This window comes from Micromonospora matsumotoense, from assembly GCF_900091525.1.
Classification (GTDB): domain Bacteria; phylum Actinomycetota; class Actinomycetes; order Mycobacteriales; family Micromonosporaceae; genus Micromonospora; species Micromonospora matsumotoensis.
In genome coordinates, this window is sequence record NZ_FMCU01000007.1 from 100,251 (window position 1) to 119,766 (window position 19,516).

16 protein-coding genes and 1 pseudogene are annotated in these 19,516 nt (G+C 73.6%); 3 read left to right on the forward strand and 14 right to left on the reverse strand.

Going from position 1 to position 19,516, the window contains the following annotated elements:
- Positions 1-13: 13 nt before the first annotated feature.
- The 5 genes from fxsT to GA0070216_RS16090 form a co-directional block, all read right to left on the reverse strand.
- Positions 14-2,140, reverse strand: coding sequence for an FxSxx-COOH system tetratricopeptide repeat protein (gene fxsT / locus GA0070216_RS16070; protein ID WP_176738985.1), 2,127 nt, complete (start codon positions 2,138-2,140; stop codon positions 14-16).
- Positions 2,141-2,228: 88 nt separating this feature from the next.
- On the reverse strand, positions 2,229-2,672 hold the full coding sequence (locus GA0070216_RS16075; protein ID WP_091246474.1) for a hypothetical protein: 444 nt from the start codon (positions 2,670-2,672) through the stop codon (positions 2,229-2,231).
- A 320-nt stretch (positions 2,673-2,992) separates the two neighbouring features.
- Positions 2,993-4,195, reverse strand: a complete 1,203-nt coding sequence (locus tag GA0070216_RS16080) for a helix-turn-helix domain-containing protein (RefSeq protein WP_245722533.1) — start codon at positions 4,193-4,195, stop codon at positions 2,993-2,995.
- Positions 4,182-4,445, reverse strand: a complete 264-nt coding sequence (locus GA0070216_RS16085) for a hypothetical protein (RefSeq protein ID WP_141723106.1) — start codon at positions 4,443-4,445, stop codon at positions 4,182-4,184. The genes GA0070216_RS16080 and GA0070216_RS16085 overlap by 14 nt, the downstream gene beginning before the upstream one ends.
- 69 nt (positions 4,446-4,514) lie before the next feature.
- Entirely contained in the window at positions 4,515-5,630 is a 1,116-nt protein-coding gene (locus tag GA0070216_RS16090) for a helix-turn-helix domain-containing protein (RefSeq protein ID WP_176738986.1), read from the reverse strand.
- A gap of 424 nt (positions 5,631-6,054) precedes the next feature.
- Between GA0070216_RS16090 and GA0070216_RS16095 the strand changes: the two genes are divergently transcribed.
- The gene (locus GA0070216_RS16095; RefSeq protein ID WP_091246480.1) at positions 6,055-7,089 is read left to right on the forward strand and encodes an AraC-like ligand-binding domain-containing protein; all 1,035 of its coding nucleotides are present in this window, start codon (positions 6,055-6,057) and stop codon (positions 7,087-7,089) included.
- Positions 7,090-7,267: 178 nt separating this feature from the next.
- Here the strand turns inward: GA0070216_RS16095 and GA0070216_RS16100 are convergent, their stop codons facing one another.
- From GA0070216_RS16100 to GA0070216_RS16140, 8 genes and pseudogenes are all read right to left on the reverse strand, one after another.
- Positions 7,268-8,251 (reverse strand): DNA topoisomerase IB, encoded by a 984-nt coding sequence (locus GA0070216_RS16100; protein WP_091246482.1) that lies wholly within the window; start codon positions 8,249-8,251, stop codon positions 7,268-7,270.
- A 1-nt stretch (position 8,252) separates the two neighbouring features.
- On the reverse strand, positions 8,253-9,248 hold the full coding sequence (locus tag GA0070216_RS16105) for a glycosyltransferase family 9 protein (protein ID WP_091246484.1): 996 nt from the start codon (positions 9,246-9,248) through the stop codon (positions 8,253-8,255).
- On the reverse strand, positions 9,245-9,946 hold the full coding sequence (locus tag GA0070216_RS16110; protein WP_091246486.1) for an SDR family oxidoreductase: 702 nt from the start codon (positions 9,944-9,946) through the stop codon (positions 9,245-9,247). The genes GA0070216_RS16105 and GA0070216_RS16110 overlap by 4 nt, the downstream gene beginning before the upstream one ends.
- On the reverse strand, positions 9,943-11,463 hold the full coding sequence (locus tag GA0070216_RS16115) for a PfkB family carbohydrate kinase (RefSeq protein ID WP_091246488.1): 1,521 nt from the start codon (positions 11,461-11,463) through the stop codon (positions 9,943-9,945). The genes GA0070216_RS16110 and GA0070216_RS16115 overlap by 4 nt, the downstream gene beginning before the upstream one ends.
- 317 nt (positions 11,464-11,780) lie before the next feature.
- Positions 11,781-12,476, reverse strand: a pseudogene (locus GA0070216_RS16125) (D-sedoheptulose-7-phosphate isomerase); the annotation flags it as partial.
- Positions 12,476-13,693, reverse strand: a complete 1,218-nt coding sequence (locus GA0070216_RS16130) for a glycosyltransferase (protein WP_091246491.1) — start codon at positions 13,691-13,693, stop codon at positions 12,476-12,478. The pseudogene GA0070216_RS16125 and the gene GA0070216_RS16130, both read right to left, overlap by 1 nt.
- Positions 13,678-14,640: a glycosyltransferase gene (locus GA0070216_RS16135; protein ID WP_091246858.1), complete on the reverse strand. Its 963-nt coding sequence runs from the start codon at positions 14,638-14,640 to the stop codon at positions 13,678-13,680. The genes GA0070216_RS16130 and GA0070216_RS16135 overlap by 16 nt, the downstream gene beginning before the upstream one ends.
- Positions 14,637-16,364, reverse strand: coding sequence for an HAD-IIIA family hydrolase (locus tag GA0070216_RS16140; RefSeq protein WP_091246494.1), 1,728 nt, complete (start codon positions 16,362-16,364; stop codon positions 14,637-14,639). Before GA0070216_RS16140 ends, GA0070216_RS16135 begins: the two co-directional genes overlap by 4 nt.
- A gap of 156 nt (positions 16,365-16,520) precedes the next feature.
- Between GA0070216_RS16140 and GA0070216_RS16145 the strand changes: the two genes are divergently transcribed.
- A complete protein-coding gene (locus GA0070216_RS16145) occupies positions 16,521-16,961 on the forward strand; it encodes an SRPBCC family protein (RefSeq protein WP_342670742.1) in 441 nt (146 codons plus the stop codon).
- Between the two features lie 90 nt (positions 16,962-17,051).
- Entirely contained in the window at positions 17,052-17,819 is a 768-nt protein-coding gene (locus tag GA0070216_RS16150) for a polyprenol monophosphomannose synthase (RefSeq protein WP_091246498.1), read from the forward strand.
- A gap of 76 nt (positions 17,820-17,895) precedes the next feature.
- Here the strand turns inward: GA0070216_RS16150 and GA0070216_RS16155 are convergent, their stop codons facing one another.
- Positions 17,896-19,509, reverse strand: a complete 1,614-nt coding sequence (locus GA0070216_RS16155; protein WP_091246500.1) for a phytoene desaturase family protein — start codon at positions 19,507-19,509, stop codon at positions 17,896-17,898.
- Between the last annotated feature and the right edge of the window lie 7 nt (positions 19,510-19,516).

Here is a 19,516-nt window from a genome sequence, read left to right on the forward strand (position 1 = left end):
GCTTGTGCCGGATTCAACGGTGACGACGGGCCTTACCTGTCGACTGACGCCCACCCATCGCGGCGGCTATCTGGTCGAGGACGGTACGGGCTTCCCTCGTGTTGGGATGCTGCCCACCAAGAGTGGTTCGCAGCTTCCGATGGGCCGATTCAGCCATTCGACGAGCTGGTATCAATTGCCCACGCAGAACCATCATGCGTACGAGATTCACCATGCTGCGGAGCGTGTCCGGATGCTCCTCACCGAGCACCCGCAGCCGCCTCCGATATACGTCGGCCGCAACCTCCAACGCACGCCTGAGATCCCCTACCGCACCCAGCACATTAGATAAGTTGTTCGTAGCGGCTAACGTGTTCGGATGATCCTCACCTAGTACCCTCACCGCCCGCCGATGCACATCCTCCGCGACCTTTAACCCACGTCGAGGCTCCCCAGCATCGGCTATCGTAATGATCAAATTGGTCGCAGACATCAACGTGTCAGGATGATCCTCACCCAACAACCGCACACGCCGCCTATACACATCCTCATCGATTTCACGTGCCCGCTGGTAGTTCCCCAGTTCACTGTGAACCACCGCGAGATCGGAGGCGGTCCGCAGGGTGTCGGGATGGTCGTGGCCGAGAATGTTGATCTGGCGGGTAAGCGTGTCGTCGATCAGGGGGCGGAGCCGATCGAACTGACCCAGGTCGCGATAGGCCCAGACCAACTCGGTGGCGGCGCGCAGCGTGTCGAGATCGTCCGGGCCGTGTCGCTCCTTCCACGCCTGGTAGAGGTTGTCGGCGAGTTGCTGGGCGGGGCGGCTGTCGCCCCGGCAGAGCAGGTAGACGATGGCATCGCGAGTTCGCAGGCGGAGTTCGGCGTTGTCGGTGTGCGCGGGGTCCGCTGCCAGCAGGTGGGGCAGGATCATGCTCCACTGGGGCCAGGTCGCGGTGTCCCGGGGATTACCCGGGTCGACGGTGCCGAGCGCCGCCTCGATGCGCGCCCTCAGCTCGGCGGCGACAGCGGGATCGACCTGGTCCCGGACGATCGCCTGGACCAGCCGGTGGACTGTGATCGTCCCGAGTTCGACCCGGGCCAGGCCGGAGGCACCGACCGCACTGATGGCACGCTGCCGCTGGAGCAGCTTGTCGATGATCTGCGCCAGTGGCGCGAGGATCTCCAGTTGCAGGTCGGCGTGCCGGGCGATGGTGACGACGAGGTCGGTCGGCACCGGCTCGGGTGCCAGGAACGCACACAGGTGGAGAACAGCGAGCGCGGCGGGATCCCTGGCACCAAGCGCGCTGGTGCTCAGGGTGGCAGCCGCCGCCAGGGAGTGCGGATAACCTGCGGGCTGCCCCTCGTCGAGTACCGCACGCGTCTCCTCCCGGAGCACCTGTCGGTAGTCGGTGACGGACATGCCGAACTCTGCCAGGTAGCTCGCCGCCTGCGCCAGCGCCAGGGGCAGGTCGCCCAGGTCCTCGGCGAGCTGACCCGCCTCGGTCACGCTGATCCTGGTGAGGCGCAACGTCAGCAGTTCCACCGCCTCGGCACGGGGAAGGATGTCCAGCTCCAGGGTCCGGGCGAGCTGTCCCCAGTTCCTGGTGCGGGAGGTGACGAGCATGTGCCCGGCGCCGTCCGGCAGCCAGGGGCGGAGGTCTTCGGGTTTCTCCGCGTTGTCGAAGATCAGCAGCCAACGGTTCCGGCTCCGGAGGTACTCCTTGACCTTGCTCTGGGCGATCACGCTGTCCACCTGGGCGTCGAGCACACCCAGCGCGATGCCGAGCGCGCTGAACTGCTCACCGATGGCCCCGGACTGTTCCGCCGAGATCCACCACACGACGTCGTAGTCGGCCCGGTGCCGGTGCGCGTACTCCAGGGCCAACTGGGTTTTACCGACCCCGCCGAGGCCGTGGATCGCCTGCACGCCCGCAGCACCACCGGATGACAGCCGGGTCCGCAGCTCGGCCAACTCGCTCCCACGACCAGCGAAGTTCGGATCCCGGGGCAGGAGGTTCCACACCGGCGACGGCCGGTCAGCTGCGACGGCGGGCTGATCGGCGGCGGGCCGGGGAGCGGGTACGCCGCTGGTGTTGATGAAGTTGTTGATCTGGAGACCGCTACCCACCCCGGCACTCGTGCCGTGACCCTCGGTCTGCATCCGCTGAGTCACCTGCGGGGGACCATCTGCCGGCTCGTCACCTGTCCCACGACCGTGTGACGGCTCGGCCACGGGACCGTCGGACGGTTCAGTCATCGGCGCGCGCCTGCGCGGTGCCGAACGTGTTGACCTGGCTGCCGTGGCCCAGCACAGCCTGCCGCGCGTTGCCGGAGGCGGTGACGTGCTGCACCACGTGACCGGCCGACCGGACCCCGGCACTCGCGGCGACCTGCCGTACCAGCGTCTCCAGCTCGCCAGCGGCAGCCGGGCGCTCGATCAGCAGGTCCTCCAACCGACCCGTCCACAGCGCCTCGTGCTGCACACGCATACGGTCGCCGTCCGCGCCCGCCGCCTCCATCGCACCACGGGTCCGCTCCAGCTGTTGCGTCACCGCGTCCTCCCGCGCCTGGTCCCCCCGGCCGAGCAGCCGCGCGAAGCCGGTCTTCGCCAGCCCCCACGCGTCCTGGGCCACCGCCCCCACCAGTGCCGCACCACCGGCGCTCGCCAACGCGAGCAGTTCCTCCGCCGCCATCACAGCCCCCAGATCGGTCGCCCACGTGCCCAACCCATAGGAGTATCGCAACCTGTCGACGCCAGAAACCCCGGACGCGTGGACACCGCTCCGGAGTCGGGAGACCGACATCGCAAACCGCACAGAAGGCCAATAACGCCCCCGAAGCAGGCCGGGAGCCGCCGCCTTTCAGCGGCGTGGCGGACGTTGGGCAGTCGTCACGGCACCGCAGAAGGGGCAGCGCGGGTCGGGGCCGGATCGCGGATCGCGGAGGGCACGTCGGGCCTGGAGGGTCAGCCGGTTGTGGATCTGGGCCAGCGACAGGAATGGCGCGGTCATGCTCAGGTCACCCGGAGCGTGGCGGCGAGTTGGATGATCGTCGTGGGGGCGTGCGGGTCGTGGGCGAGTTGGGCGAGGACCGCACGGGCGGCCGGCCGGTGGCGTACCTCGTAGGGTGCGGTGCGCTCGGCGGCGAGCAGCGTGCGGGCGGCGTTGCCGGGGTCGCCCGCGTGCAGATAGGCGCGAGCGGCGTCGAGCAGGTGGGCGGCGCGGTGTTCCGTGGGGAGCCACCTCCAGGCGTCGCGGGCGGTGGTCTTCTCGTGCCATGCCACCGCCGCACCGGCGTCACCCAGGTCGAGAGCGGCGGCGACCCGGGCCAAGTCCACCGCGACCGGCCCGAACGCCGTCCGGTAGTGGTCGTGCCCGTCACCGACCTGGGCAGCCATCCCTGCGGCCTCGTCGAGCAGGTCGACGGTGGAACGGTCGTCGCCGTCCCGGGCAGCCGCCAGTGCGGCCTGCACGACCAGCGTCCCGCACAACGACACCCCCGGGGCAGGCGCGCCGTCGAGGTCGGGCGGGGCGATCCGGTATGCGGCGGCCAGCGCCGTCGACCGGGCCGCCCGCGCCCGCCCCGAGGCACGGAGCACCTGGCCGAGTTGCACCGTAGCGGTGGCCACCAGCACCGCATCGCCGGTCGCGGTGGTCATGGCCCGGTCGGCGGCCAACCACGCCAGCTCCACCTCCCCCAGCTTGACCAGCAGCGAGGCGGTGATCCGGTACGCCTCCACCAGCGCCGACAGCCCCGTCACCGGATCGTCCGCGTGGACACGCTGCGCGGCGGCCAACAGGCCCGGGATTGACCCGATCATCTGCGGATACCGGGCGTGCTGGAACGTAACCCAGGCGAGGGAGACGTCCCGCGCAAGGCGACCCGCCGACAACACACCTCCCCGCCCCGCCGGCCGGCCCACTGCGATGTCATACGTCGACAGCGCCTCCCGGACCCGTTCGACCCCCTCGACCTGACCGGCCACTTCGGCCGGCCGGGTGTCGCGGCCGAGGAGAACGATCGTGTCGATACGCAGGACGGCGGCGATGTCCTGAAGCATGGACACCTTGTCCAGGCTCCGGACACCCCGCTCGACCTTGTCCACCCAGCTCTTCGACCTGCCCAACCGGTCGGCGAACACCTGCTGCGACAGCCTGCGCCGCCTCCGCCAGTACGCCACCCGCCGACCCACCGGCAACAACTCACTGCTGTCCACGACGCCACCGCCTGTCCGGCACCGCCCGGGTCGTCTCCTCCACCGGTATCCGCTCCGCCTCGGCCTGCGCGAGAAGCCGCTGCCGCGCCGCCTCCCGCTCTGCCGCCTGGATCTGCTCGCCCCGGCTCTCGACCGGCACCGCGTCGCTCATCCCCACCTCCGCTGGTAGGGGCACGGCGGCATGCTCATGGAACACCGTCAACACCGCGCCCGACTGCGAGCGGGCCACGGGCGTACCGGTACTGGTCACCGTCGCCATCCCGCTCCGGTCACAGCATTGGGTGATCAGTCGGTGACGTTCCAGCTACCACGCGTCCATTCACCTGTCCATGGACGCGGACACGTTGCGGACGAGCGCAGACAACCGACCGGACCGATTCCGGGCCGCGATAGATCGCACCCGCTCCACCGATTGGGCTGCCCCGTCCCGCTCGCCGATGGCCAGTTGGGCGCTGGCGAGTTGGCACACGTACGTGCCGGTCCAATCGGCTGAGGCTGAGTCAGCGTCCAAACCGTCGAGCCCTGCGGTCAACAATTCCACCGCCCGCTCGTGCTCCCCCAACACCGACCGGGTGGCGCCGGCCTCCAGGTCGAAGAACGCCCGGTCCCGGTAGTAATCCCACGGAGGCATCTCACCCCCGAACTCCAAGGCAGCCGTCGCCCGATCCTCGGCCGCCACCGCCGCACTGATCGCCGCCTGCAGGTCCCCAGCAAGAACGTACGCGCGGGCTAGCTGAAAATGGTCGTACGCGAGTTGCCCCGGCGACATACCCGGCTTGGTCAGGGCTGCCCGGGTGACCCCGAGCAGAGCCCCGATATCTCCCGACTGCCCGGCAAGATCGGCCCGGAAGGACAACACCGTCCCCACCAACGCGTCACGGCCACTCTCCACGGACCATTCCAGCGCCTGATTCAACCAGTGCCGCGACCAGGCATGATCACCAGCGGCGATCCCCAACCAACCGGCGAACTGCGCCCACTGTGCAGCCTGATACACCAGCCGTCCCCGCAGGTCGTCCTGTGCCTCACTGGCCAGATGACCAACGAGATCCAGGTTCGCCTTGACCGCCGGCATGACAGCGGCGGCACCAAGGACATCCTCCAGACGACGCTGACTCGCCAGGAGATCCGCGAGCGCGTCGACCGTGGCCGGATCACTGCGGGTCGGGTGACGGGCCGCGAAAGCGATCCGGTCAGCGCCGTCGTCCGGCAACTCCGGTGGACGAGCCAAGGCCACCAGCAGGCCACCCGCGCCGAGGACTTCGTCCAACCGCCGCGCCACATCATCACTCGGCGGACGACGTCCCACCTCAAGATCATGAAGCTGGCTCTTGCTCTGATACACGACCAATGCGAGAGCACGAAGCGAAACGCGTGCCTCAATACGCAACCGACGAAGTTCCACACTGAAACGGGGATCAGCAATGGGCGACACGACGTACTCCCAGGTGAATGGCTGGGCTGCGGCCTCGCTGCTTCGGCCCTGACGAGGTACCACAACGGACGGTACACCCCGACTACCGGATGCGTAACATCACGCGCTGAGCCCAACCACCGCAAACACGCAGTCGAAGTCTCGGCTCTCAGCACGCCCACCGCCGGCCGCTCCACCTGGCCCAGAGCAGCCAAGGTGCCAGGGCCAATTCCCATGACCAACTCAATGTCGCCGATGTGGTGGTATCCACTCGCCCTTGATGCCGCTATATCGACGACGTTGCGAGCCTCTGCCCGCGAGGTCTCGACCGGTCCCCGCCCGCCAGCTCAGCCAACGGCACGGGGGGTCGCGGGCGGCCGGACACGGGCCGGTGGCCTCTTCGTCCAGAATGGAGGGGAAGTGCCCGCCGACGGGGAGGCCGGACATGGTGCACCGCACAGTGATCGACACCGAACACCTGCCACCGGCGGAACGGTTCGGGATGTGGTTGGACCTGGTCGCCCGGACCTCCGCGCCGCTGCGGATCCGCTCCGACCACCAGCACGACTTCCGGGCCCGGGCCGAGTTCGTCGAGCTGGGCCCGATCCGGCTGGTGCGCTACCGCTACCCGTCGCTGGAGGCGGTCCGCACCGCGCAGTTGGTCCGGCGGACCGAGGTGGACTTCCATCTGCTCGCCCTCACCACCAGCGGCACCGGCGTCGCCGGGCAGGCCGGGCGGGAGAGCCAGCTGGGCACCGGTGAGTTCACCTTCTACGACGGCTCCCGGCCGCACGAGGTGAGCCACCTCGGCGACGGCAACGGCGCGGAGCACGCCGCCTCGATCGTCGCCCTGATCCCGTACGGGTCGATCCCGCTCACCCCGGATCGACTCACGCCGCTGTTGGCCGGCCGGATGTCGGCCAGCGAGGGGATCGGCGCGCTGGTCGCCCAGTACCTCACCCGGATCACCTCGTACCCCGAGCAGTACCAGCAGGCGGACGCCGAGCGGCTCGGCGGGGTGGCGCTGGACCTGATCTCCACCATGTTGGGCCGGTACCTGGTCGCCGAGGACGAGATGCCCCGCGAGGTACGCCGTCAGGCGCTGCTCGCCCAGGTGCGGGCGTACGTCCAGCGACGGCTGGGCGACACCGGGCTGACCCCCGCCACGATCGCCGAGGCGCACCACATCTCGGTGCGGAGCCTGCACCGGCTCTTCGAGGAGGAGCAGACCACTGTCGCGTCGTACATCCGGGAACTACGGTTGGCGCGGTGCCGGCGGGACCTGACCGATCCCGCGTTGGCGCACCGGCCGGTCCAGGCCGTCGCGGCGCGCTGGGGTTTCCGGGACAAGGCCCACTTCAGTCGGGCCTTCCGGGCAGCCCATCAGCTGACACCTCAGGCCTACCGGACGCTCCACCTGCAACAGGCACGGATCGTCAACAGTCCGGCGTCCGTAGTCAACTCCGGGCCGACATACTGACGGTGGGCCGACGGTCACCCGACCGCGCGGCCCGACGGTAACGGGGGACCGCGGCGTGGCGTCCGTGACCCACGGGGTCACGGGCGACCGCCCCGGTGCCGCACCCACCGGGTGTGGTCGCGCGTCACGCGGTGGCCCCGGCCCGCCGCACCTTCCCCAGGACTCGCGGCGGGGCCGGTCAGGCCTCCTCCAGTAACTCCAGCACCAACCGTTCGACCTTGTCGCGGGGGGAGTCGGCAGCCACCGGCAGCACCACGCCGTCGTGGTAGAGGTCGACCACCCGGGGGTCCACGTACGACGTGCGGGCCACCGTGGGGGTGTTACCGAGCAGGTCGGCGACCTCCCGCATCACCCCGGCCACCGCCCGGCGACGGGCCGTCACGGAACGCTGCGCCCCCACGGTCGCCAGCTCGGTGGCCGCCCGCACGGTGGCGTGCCAGGTGCGGAAGTCCTTGGCGGTCATCTCGCCACCGCTGGCGTCGCGCAGGTAGCCGTTGACCTCGTCGCTGCGCACGTCCCGCCAGGCCCGCCCGTCCCAGTAGCCGAAGAGCCGTTCCTCGGCCCGCCGCCGCCGACGCAGGTGGGTCAGCACCCGACACAGCTCCGGGTCCTCGATCCGGCGGACCTGGTCGATGCCGCCCTTGGCCGGGAACTCGAAGACCACGCAGCCGCCCCGGGACCGGGCGTGCTCCGGGCGCAGGGTGGAGACACCGAAGGTGGCGTCCTCGCCGACGGCGTACTGCTCGTTGCCGACCCGGAAGGTGCCCATGTCGAGCAGCCGGGCGACGGTCGCCAGCACCCGGTCCCGGTTCAGCCCCCGGCCGGCCAGGTCGTCGGCGATGCGCTCCCGCAGGGTCGGCAACCGGCGGGCCACCTCCAGCACGTGGTCGAACTTCGCCTCGTCCCGCCGACGCCGCCACTCGGGGTGGTAGACGTACTGCCTGCGGCCGGCGGCGTCGGTCCCGGTGGCCAGGATGTGCCCGTTGGGGTACGGCGCGATCCACACGTCCGACCAGGCGGGCGGGATCACCAGTTCGTCCAGCCAGGCCAGCGTGTCGGGGTCCCGGACCCGGGCACCGTGCCGGTCCAGGAAGGTCCAGCCCTTGCCGCGTCGGCGACGTGTGTACCCCGCCCGACCCGGATCACTGCGCCGCAGTCGCACCTCAGACCCGTACCGTTTCCTCGGCCTCGTCCACGGCGGCCAACACCCGGTCGACCGGGAGCGCCGCCCACCTCGACGCCGTTGGTACCCCCGACGAACCGCCGCAATCCTCACCTGAGGCCCAGAGCACCCGGTGCCACGGCCGGTCCGTCGGCGGCCCCCACCGGGCCGGCGGCACCGGGCCGAAGAGCAGCACCGACGGCACCCGGTAGGCGGTGGCGAGGTGGCCGACCCCGGTGTCCCCGCTGACCACCAGCCGGGCTGCCGCCACCAGCGCGGCCAGCTCGCCCAGGTCGGTCCGCCCGGCCAGCACCGCCGACTCCGGCAGGCCGGCACCGGTCGCCACCCGGGTGGCCAGCTCCCACTCGCCGGCCGAGCCGGTCACCACCACCCGGTGCCCCCGGTCGGCCAGCCGCCGGGCCAGCGCGGCGAACCGGTCCGCCGGCCACCGCTTCGCCTCGACCTTGCTGCCGGGATGCACCACGGTCACCCCGACCGGCACCCGGCCCGGTGCCGGCCGGCGCAACGCCAGATCGGTGCGGTCGGCCACGATGCCGTACCAGGCGAGCAGCCGGCACCAGCGGTCCACCTCGTGCTCGTCGTCGCGCCAGTCGGGGCCGTCCCGGTGCCCGCCCGGCGGGCACCGGAAGGCCACCAGCCGGCCCGCGCCGGCCAGCATCCGGTGCGAGCGCGGACCGCGCCCGTGCAGGTTGACCGCCGCCTCCGGCGGCGGGCCGGGCCACCGGGAGGAACCACCCGGCGGCGGAACGGGCCACGGCGGCGCACCGCCCGACGACCGGACGGGCCACGGCGGCGGGCCGAGGTCGTCGGTGGGCAGCAGCCGGTCGATCCCGCCGACCAGGTCGACCAGCGGGCCCAGCCAGGCCGGCGCGGCCAGCACCAGTTCCTCCCCCGGGTACCCGGCCCGCAGGGCACGCAGGGCGGGCACCGCGGTGGCCAGATCCCCGACGCCGAGCGCCCGCAGCACCAGGATCACGGGTAGGAGGTCTCCTGTTCGGCACAGACCACCATCTCCCGGACGGCACAACCGGGCGGCTGGGACAGCGCGAACATGATCGCGGCGGCGGTGTCGGAAGGGTCGTTGAGCTTGGCGTCCGGCCCCGGTCGGTACTGCGGGTCGCGGTCGTCGAAGAAGGCGGTCCGCATCCCGCCCGGGATCACCAGGGTCACCCCGACGCTGCCGGCCAGCTCGGCGGCGAGCGACCGGGTGAAACCCACCACCCCGAACTTCGCCGCGCAGTACGCGGTGGCGTCGCCGACCGCCTTGACGCCGAGGGTGGAGGCGACCGTGACGACGTTGCCCCGGGACGCCTCCAGGTAGGGCAGTGCGGCCCGGACCACCGCCACCGTGGCGAGCAGGTCCACCACGACGATCCGCTCCCAGGTGTCGCGGGGGACGTCGGACAACCGGCCCGGCACGTCCATCCCGGCGGCGGTCACCACCGCGTCCAACCCGCCGGACCGCTCGGCCAACTCGCGGGTGGCCTCCTCGGCGGCCCGGGTGTCGGCCAGGTCGCACTCGACCCACGGCACCCCGTCACCGGGGCGGTGCCGGTCCAGCACGAGCGGTCGTCCGCCGGACCCGGCGACGGCGGCGACCACCGCCGCACCGAGCCCGCTCGACCCGCCGGTGACCAGGACGGCCGGACCGGCACCGGGTGGACTGCTGCTCATCGTGCTCCCTCCGCTGTCGTACGTGCCGGACCCGCCGTCGAATGCGCCGGGCCCATCGGGGAACGTGCCGGCCCCGGCTGCGGGGCGTCGGCCGGGGCGGTGGTCCGGCGTTCACCGCGGGCCGCCGCGATCATGTCGGTGGTGGAGCGCCCGTCCAGGTACGGCACCACCACGCTGTCCCCACCCCACCGGCGCAGCAGCTCGGCCTCCGGCAGGGTCGGCCCGTCTCCGACGCCGGTGGCGTAGTCCCCGCCCTTGACCCAGATGTCGGGCCGCAGCCAGCCCAGCGCCGCGTGCGGGGTCGTCTCGTCGAAGACCACCACCGCGTCGACGCAGCCCAGCGCGGCGAGCAGCCGGGCCCGGTCACCCTGCGGGATCACCGGCCGGTCGGGACCCTTCAGCGCGGTGACGCTGGTGTCGGAGTTCAGGCAGACCACCAGGCAGTCGCCGAGCTGGCGGGCGGCCTGGAGGGTCGCCACGTGCCCGGCATGCAGCAGGTCGAAGCAGCCGCCGGTGGCCACCACGGTCCCGCCGGCCGCCCGGACCTCGGCCACCACCGCGCCGGCCGCGGCGGCCCCGATCCGCTCCCCGCCACCGATCAGCACCGGTGGGCAGGCGCGCACCGGTGCGGGCAGCGCGGCGGCCACTCCCCCGCCCGCCACATAGGCCGACGCCGCGCCGACCGCCGCCTGGACCGCCTCGGAGACCAGCGCGCCCCCGGCCAGCGCCAGCCCGGCCGCCGAGGCGAACCGGTCCCCCGCCCCGCAGGTGTCCCCCTCGGCGGAGACCGGCGCGGAGACCATCAGCGGGGTCGCCCCGGCGGCGCAGAGCAACGCGCCGTCACCACCGAGGGTGACCACCACCGCCCCGGCCCGCCAACGCTCCCGCAACCCCTGCGCGGCCTGGGCGGCGACCGCCAGCCGCGGCCCGCCCGGCGGCACCTTGGCCAACTCCCGGGCCTCCGACTCGTTCGGGGTGACCAACTGCGCCCCCGGGACGGCGACCGGGCCACGCGGATGCGGGTCCCAGACCACCGGGGCCCGGGTCGCGGCCAGCGCCGCCCGCAGCGCCGGCTGCCGGGCCACCCCCCGGCCGTAGTCGCTGACCAGCACCGCGGACGCCCCGGCGAGCAGCCGGAGCACCGCCTCGGTCGGTGCCCCCGGTTCCCCCGCCGCACCGCCCCGGTCGTGGCGCAGCAGCACCCGGCCCCGGGCCCGCAGCCGGATCTTCTCCGGCGTGGTCCCGGCCAGCGGCAGGCCGTACACCTGCACCCCGGCGGCGGCGAGCAGGCAGCTGAGCCGGGCGGCCCCGGCATCGTCGGCGAGGGCGGTCACCAGCGCCACCTCGGCGCCTCCGGCGGCGGCGAAGACGGCGGCCAGGCCCGCCCCGCCGGGCCGGTCGGCGTACGCCGTCTCGTCCAGCACCGGCACCGGCGAGTCGGGGCAGAGCCGGTTGACCACCCCCTCGACGTCCCGGTCCAGCAGGGTGTCCCCGACCACCACCAGTGGGCCCCTCACGCCGGGTCCCCCCGGTGCCCGTCGGCCGCCGGGTCGACCCCGTCGACGACCACCTCCACCCCGGTCCGCACCGGTCCGCCGTCCGCCACCGGCGGCGCGGGCAGCTCGTCCACCACCGGATCAGGCAGCTCGTCCACCGCCGGGCCGGGCCGGTCGACCGCCGCCGGACCATCCAGCAGCGGGTCAGGCGGCTCGGCCACCGGCGGATCGTCCACCACCGAGCCGGGCCGGTCGACCGCCGCCGGACCATCCAGCAGCGGGTCGGGCAGGTCGACCATCGCCGGACCGTCCACCGGCGGATCAGGCAGGTCGTCCACCGCCGGACCGTCCGCCGGCCCGGCCGACAGGTCGGGGACGTCGACCGGTGGGGCGGCGCTGCGGGTGGCGGTGACGGCGGCCGTCTGCCCGGCCAGCGCGGCCAGCGCGGTGGGCAGCGCCCGATCGACGTACTCGCAGAGCACGTGGGTGGAGACCAGGTGCAGCTCCTGCACCACCTGGCTGTCCGGGGAGGCGACGGTGAGCGCCTCGTGGCAGGCCCCGGCGAGCGGATTCGGCGCGGGGCCGGTGAACGCCCAGCAGCGCAGCCCGGTCTCCCGGGCGGCGTCGACGGCGGCGAGCAGGTTGCCGCTGGCCCCGCTGGTGGACATCAGCAGCAGGACGTCACCCGGCCGGCCGTGGGCCCGCACCTGGCGGGCGAAGACCTCGTCGTAGCCGTAGTCGTTGCCGATCGCGGTCAACGCCGAGGTCTCGGCGTGCAGGGCGATCGCCGACAGCGGCTGACGGTCGTCGCGCAGCCGGCCGACCAGCTCGGCGGTGAGGTGCTGGGCCTCGGCGGCGCTGCCCCCGTTGCCGGCGACCAGCAACCGCCCGCCGCCGACCAGGATGCCGGCCAGCTCGGTGCCCCACCGGGCCAGCAACGGCTCCGCCGCGCGGTACGGCAGCAGCGCCTCGGCCAGCAGGTTGAGGTGCGCGTCCAGCAGGCCGGCATGCGCCGCCCGGGTCGACGTCGTCATCAGGCGACCACCCGGCTCGGCCGGTGGACGGCGGCCACCTCGGCGTACACCTCGGCCAGCCGGTCGGCGGCGGTCGCCCAGGAGTAGCTGCGGCGGGCCCGCTGCAACGCGGCGGTGGCATAGCCGAAGCGGCGGATCCGGTCACCGAGCAGGCTGCCCAGCGCGGCGGCCAGGGCCTGCGGGTCACGGGCCGGCACCAGATCGCCGGTCACTCCGTCGACCACGGTGTCCCGGATGCCGCCGACCGCGGTGCCGACGACGGGTACGCCGCAGGCCATCGCCTCCAGCGGGGTCAGCCCGAACGGCTCGTACCAGGGGGCGGCGACGAGCACGTCGGCCGACCGGTACCAGCGGCCCATCTCCTCCCGGGGCACCGCCCCGACCAGCCGGACCCGGTCGGCGACCCCGCAGGTGCCGGCGAGCGCCCGCAACCGCCGGGCGTACGGGTCGGTCTCCAGCAACCCGGCGGGCGGGCCGCCGACCACCACGCACTCGGCATCGGGGACCAGCGCCATCGCCCGGATCACCGTCTGGAAGCCCTTGCGCTCCACCAGCCGGCCGACGGTGAGCACCCGGGGCCGGTCGGGTTCCCGCTCGACGGCCGGGCCGAGCGGGGCGAAGGTGTCCAGGTTCACCCCGGACGGCACGACGGTCATCCGGGACCGGGGAACGCCGAGCCGGACCAGCTCCCCCACCTCGTCACGGCACTGGGCGACCACCCGGTCGACGGCGCGGCCCAGTTCCCGTTCGTAGCCGATCCGCCGGGCCGGGCTGGTGTCCTGCACCCCCTGGTAACGCTTCTTGACGGTGCCCAACGCGTGGTACGTCTGCACCACCGGCACCCCGGTCTGCCGGCCGGCGGTCAGCGCGGCCAGCCCACTCATCCAGAAGTGCGCGTGCACCACCTCGGGCACCCAGTCCCCGCCCCGCCACCGGGCGGTGAGCCAGTGGCTGAATTCCCTCATGTGCGGCAGCAGGGCGTCCTTGGCCACCGGCTCGGCCGGCCCGGCGGGGACGTGCACCACCTCGTACCCGTCCGGGGCCCGGGCGGTGACGGGCAGGTCGACGGCGTCGCGCCGGGTGTAGACCCGGACGTCGTGGCCGGCCGCCACCAGCGCGGCGGAGAGTTCCGCGACATGGGTGTTCTGCCCACCGGCGTCCTCACCGCCCAGCACGGCGAGCGGGCTGGCGTGCTCGGAGATCATCGCGATGCGCATACTTCCTCCTCCAGCAGGCGGTCCCAGTCGGCGAGGAAACGGTCGAGGCCGTAACGGCCCAGGGCGGCGGTACGTGCCTCGGCACCCGCCCGGCGGGCCTCGGTGGGGTCGGCGACGAACCGGGCGGCGGCGGCCAGCAGGGTGTCGACCCGGGTGGCGAGCGCCCCCGCCCCGGGTGGCACCGCCTGCACGGCCTCGGTGGTGGCCAGCGCGACCACGGGCATGCCGATGGTCATCGCCTCGATGAGGCTCAGCCCCAGCGAGGTCCACCGGCACAGGTGCAGGTAGGCCCGCCGCCGGGCCAGCTCGGCGTGCATCCGGTGCTGCGGGACGTCGTCGTGGCTGGTCACCCGGTCGGCCGGCAGGCCCAGGTGGTCGGCGAGCCCGGCCACCTGCATCCCGAAGACGTCCAGCGGGGCGATCTCGGCGAACCGGGCCAGCAGGTCGGTGCCGGTGACCCGGCCGCGGCGTACCGGCTCGTTGATCACCACGGCGAGCCGGTCCAGCTCACCGGTCCAGGTCACGGCGGGCGGCACCACACCGTGCTCGACGACGGCGGTGCGGGTGGTCCCGTTGTCCCAGAACAGCTCGTTGAAGTGGGTGACGTGGGTGAGCAGCAGGTCGTCCCGGTCGGCCATCGGGTGCCGGGTGTTCGGCACGTCGCCCTTCGGGGTGTTGTGCTCGACGTAGATCACCGGCACCGCCCGGCCGAGCCACTCCCTGGCCAGGTCGAACTCCTCGGGGCGTTGCAGCAGCACCACGTCGACGTCCTCCCGGCGCAACTGCTGCGGGGTCACCTCGACGGCGGTGTCCGGCCACGGGTAGGTGCGGGCCCGACCCAGCCCGTACGGGCCCCGGTCGGGAGTGACCGGGACCAGGTAACGGTGCTTGCCGTGTACGAAGGACGTGGTCCACGAGCCGTGCACGTGCCAGAGCAGGATGTTCATCGGCCCCTCCCCCACCAGACGGTCAACGCCGCCACCCCGCCCGGCGGTGAACCGGCCGGTGACGAATCAGCCGACGCAGAGCCGGGCGGTGCGTCGGCGGGGACGCCCAGCAGGCGTACCGCGTCGAGGACCCGGCCCGGTTCGACGGCGGCCAGGCAGGGGTGTCCGGGCACCGGGCAGACCGTGGCCCGGGTGTCCCGGCAGGGGGCGGCGGCGTCGCCCAGCCGGACCGTCGGCACCCGGTACGGGCCCCACTGTCCGTACCGGACGGTCGGGGCGAACAGGCTGACCACCGGCACCCCCAGCGCGGCGGCCAGGTGGGCGGGGCCGGTGTTGCCGACCACCAGCGCGCCGGCCCCGGCGAGCACCCCCGCCAGGTCGGCCAGCCCGGTCCGGCCACCCAGGTCGATGCCGGTGGCGCCGGCCACCCGGGCGGTCAGCGCGGCCTCGTCGGGTCCACCGGTGACCGCCACCCGATGGCCGGCGGCGGTGAGCACCCGGACGATCCGGGCGGCCAACTCGGGTGGCACGGCCCGGCTCGGCACCGCCGAACCGGGGTGCAGCACCAGATAGCCGGGGCCGCCGAGCCCGGCCGGAGTGGCCGGCAGCCGGTCGGTGCGCACCCGCAGCCGCAGGTCGTCGCCGTCGGGCAGGGCGAAGCCGGCGGCGACGGCCAACGACAACGCCCGTTCCGGCTCGGGCAGCCCGTCGGGGACCCGGTGCCGGACGTCGAGCAGGGAGCCGGGGTAGTCGTCGCTGATCGCGCTGACCCTCGGCACACCGGCCATCCGCAGCAGCAGGGCCAGCGGCAGGGGCGACTGGTGGAAGGAGGTGAAGACGACCGCCTCGTCGGCGCGGACGGCGCGCAGCCGGGTGGTGAGCCGGTCGATGTCCTGCGGGTCGACCGGGGCGGGTGCGCCGTCGATCCAGGGCAGCGGCCACTCGATGATCTCGTCGACGCCGGGCAGCAGGGCGGCGGCGTCCCGGCCCCGGGGACCGCAGAGCAGCACGACGCGCCCGGCGTACCCGGCGACGGCGCGGATGGCCGGGCCGGTGACCAGGACGTCCCCGGCGGAGTCGCTGCGGACCACCAGCACGGTGCCGGTCCGGCGCGGCGGCGGACCGGCGACCAGGGCGGCGCGGCGCAGGATCAGGTCCACGGCGGCGGGCAGGTCGGCGGCGACGTGTCCGGCGGCGGCCACCTCGGCGGCCCGGGTGGTGGGGGTGGGCACCAGGATCGCGGCGGCGCCGGCCGCGGCGGCGGCGGCCTGGTCGGCGTCGATGTCCCCGACCAGCACGCAGCGGTCCGCGGTGGTGCCGAGCGCCCGCGCGGCGGCGTGCACCATGCCGGGGGCGGGTTTACGGCAGCCGCAGCCGGCCCGCTCGTCGTGCGGGCAGTACTGCCAGGTGTCGAAGGGGCCGAGCAGCTCCTCGACCCGGGCGTTGACGGCGCGCAGCTGGGCCGTGGAGAACAGCCCCCGGGCCAGCCCCGACTGGTTGGTGACCACCCCGAGGCGCAGACCCGCCGCACGCAGCCGGTCCAGTGCCGCCCGGGCCCCCGGCACCGGCCGGACCTTGTCCGGGTCGCCGTTGTAGGGGACGTCCTCGATCAGGGTGCCGTCGCGGTCGAGCAGCACCGCGTCGTACAGCGCGGGACGACCCCGGCCAGTGACCGGGTCAACCCGGCCTGACCTGCACTGATAAGGCTCCGCGTCCCGTCGCACGGGCGGCGGGTTCCCGAGGCCCAGGGGAGTAAACCTGACCCTACCGGGCGGTACGACGGCTCACCCGTGCCCTTACCCCCCGACCCGGAGAAGCTAACGCGACGGGTTAGGCCCGGGCGGCCCGGGTACAGGGCAGCGGTGGCGATTGTGGAGAGAGTGATCGATGCACCCCCGCAGCAGGTCTTCGACGTGCTGGCCGACGGTTGGACGTACAGCGACTGGGTGGTCGGCACGGTGCACGTGCGGGACGTCGACGCGCAGTGGCCCCGGGTGGGCACCCAACTGCACCACCGGGCCGGGCCGTGGCCGTTCTCACTGGAGGACGCCTCGACGGTGCTGGTCTGCGAGCCGCCCCACCGGCTGATGCTGCGGGCCGGGCTGTGGCCGGCCGGAGAGGCGGTCGTGGTCTTCACCCTGACTCCGGAGGGTGACGGCGCGACCCGGGTGCGCATCGGCGAGGACTTCGCCGCCGGCCCACTGCGCTGGTTCCGCACCAAGCTCAACGATCTGGTGCTGTACCAGCGCAACAAGGAGACCCTGCGCCGGCTCTCCGACATCGCCGTCCGGCAGAAGGCCGACGAGCGCGCCGATCGGTGACGGGACGGTCGCGGGGAGCCTAGGCGGGGTCCCGGCCGACTCTTGGCTACCCTGTGGGGGAATGCCGTCCGCCGACTGAGGATGTCCGACATGATCGAACCCGTGGAGCTGCCGTCACCGTGGCGGGACGCACGCCTGACCGTCGTGGTCCCCACCTACAACGAGGCGGGCAACCTCCCGGTGTTGGTCGACCGGCTGCTGGCCCTGCCGCTGCCGGGATTGAAGGTGCTCGTCGCCGACGACAACTCGCCGGACGGCACCGGTGAGGTGGCCGACAAGCTGGCCATCGAGCACCCGGACAAGGTGCAGGTGGTGCACCGCGCCGGCAAGGAGGGCCTGGGCCGGGCGTACGTGGACGGCATCGGCCGGGCCCTGGACGGCGGCGCGGAGTACGTGGCGCAGATGGACGCCGACCTGTCGCACCCGCCGGAGGCGCTGCCCGGGATGCTGGGGGCGCTGCTCTCCACCCAGGCCGGCGTGGTGATCGGCTCCCGGTACGTCCCCGGCGGCCAGCTCGACGAGGCGTGGCCGCTCTACCGTCGCGCGCTCAGCGGCTGGGCCAACCTGTACGTGCACACCCTGCTGCGGGTGCGCATCCGCGACCTGACCGCCGGTTTCAAGATCTGGCGGGCCGACGCGCTGCACGACATCGGCCTGCACCGGGTGCAGTCGAACGGCTACAGCTTCCAGGTGGAGATGCACTACCTGGCCACCAAGCTGGGGCACACCATCCTGGAGGTGCCGATCCGGTTCGAGGAGCGCCGCGACGGCTTGTCCAAGATGACCACCGCGACCAAGGTGGAGAGCGCGCTGATGCCGTTCAAGCTGCGTACCCGGCACCGCAACCTGGACTCCTGACACCCGCGACGTCGGCCCGGCGCGACCCGCCCCGGGCCGGCGGGGTCGTCACCGGTGAACGCCCCGGCCGGCCGGCTCAGCGGTCGTCCCGGTAGAGCGTCCGGTGCGCGGCGTCGATCACCCCGGCGTAGAGGCCACCGGTGACGGCCCGGTCGCGGGCCAGCGCCGCCCGGGCGGCGTTGGCGCCGGGCGCGCCGTGCACCCCGCCGCCGGGGTGCGCCGACGCGCTGGCCAGGTAGAGCCGGTCGATCGGGGTGTCGGCCCGACCCAGGCCGGGGATCGGGCGCAGGAACAGCTGCTGGTACGCCGCCGCGGTGCCACCGCCCAACGCCCCGCCGACCAGGCTCGGGTCGCCCTGCTCCAGTTCGGCCGGCCCGGCCACGTGCCGGCCGACGATCCGGCTGCGGAACCCCGGGGCGGCGGCCTCCAGCACGTCCTCCATCCGGTCCACCTGCCGGGCGATGTCCTCGGCCCGCCAGTGCCGCCGGAACGGCAGGTGGGTGTACGCCCAGAGCGACTCGGTGCCGGCCGGCGAGTGCGTCGGGTCGGCGGTGCTCATCTGCCCGACCAGCAGGAACGGCGTCGCCGGGATCTCGCCCCGGGCCAGTTCGGCGGAGTAGGTGGTGAGCCCGTCGAGGTCGGCGCCCAGGTGCACGGTGCCGGCGTCGGCCACCGCCGGGTTGGTCCACGGCACCGGGGCGGACAGCGCCCAGTCGACCTTGAGGGTGGAGCCGTCCCAGCGGAAGTGGGCCAGGTCCTCCACCAGTCGGGGTGGCAGCAGTGCGGCGCCCACCAGGTCCAGGTAGAGGGCGGGGGCGGGCACGTCGGCGAGCACCGCCCGCCGGGCCCGCCAGGTGGCCCCGCCGACGGTGCGGACCCCCATCGCCCGACCCCGGGCGGTGAGCACCCGGTCGACAGTCGCCCGGTAGGAGATCCGGCCGCCCCGCTCGGTGAGCCGGGCGACCAGCGCGTCGGTGATCCGCTGGGCGCCACCGACCGGCACCGGCCAGCCGACCTGCTGACCCAGCATGGCCAGCAGCCAGCCGTACACGCCGGAGCCGGCCTCCTCGGGGGACAGGTCGGTGTGCAGGGCGCAGCCGGCCAGCAGCACCGGGCCGCCCTCGCCGGTGAACAGCTCGGCACCGAGCTTGCGCACCGGCAGGACCAGCCGGCGGGCCAGCCGCAGCGCACCGCCGACCCGTAGCTGGCGCAGCAGGCCGAGCCCGCCGCGCACCGGTGGGAACGGGGTGGTGATGGCGTCGAGCATCGGCCCGGAGACCTGCGCCCAGTCGGCGTACGCGTGCCGCCAGCGGTCCCCGTCGCCGGGGGCGAACGTCTCCAGCGAGGCCGCGGTGCGGTCCAGGTCCCGGTTGATCACCGCGGCCCGTCCGTCGGGCAGCAGATGGGCCAGCACGTCGGGGGCGTGCGTCCAGGCGAGACCGTAGCGGGGCAGGTCGAGGCCGGCCAGCACCGGGGAGGCGTACCCGAGGGGGTAGAAGGAGCTGTAGAGGTCGCTGAGGTAGCCGGGGGCGGTGACCTCAGCGGACTGGACCGCCCCACCGGGCATGGCGGTCGCCTCCAGCACCACGACGTCCCAGCCGGCGTCGGCGAGCAGGTTGGCGGCCACCAGGCCGTTGTGGCCGGCGCCGATGACGACGGCGTCCGCGCTGTCCGTGCCGGTCGAGATCATCAGATCC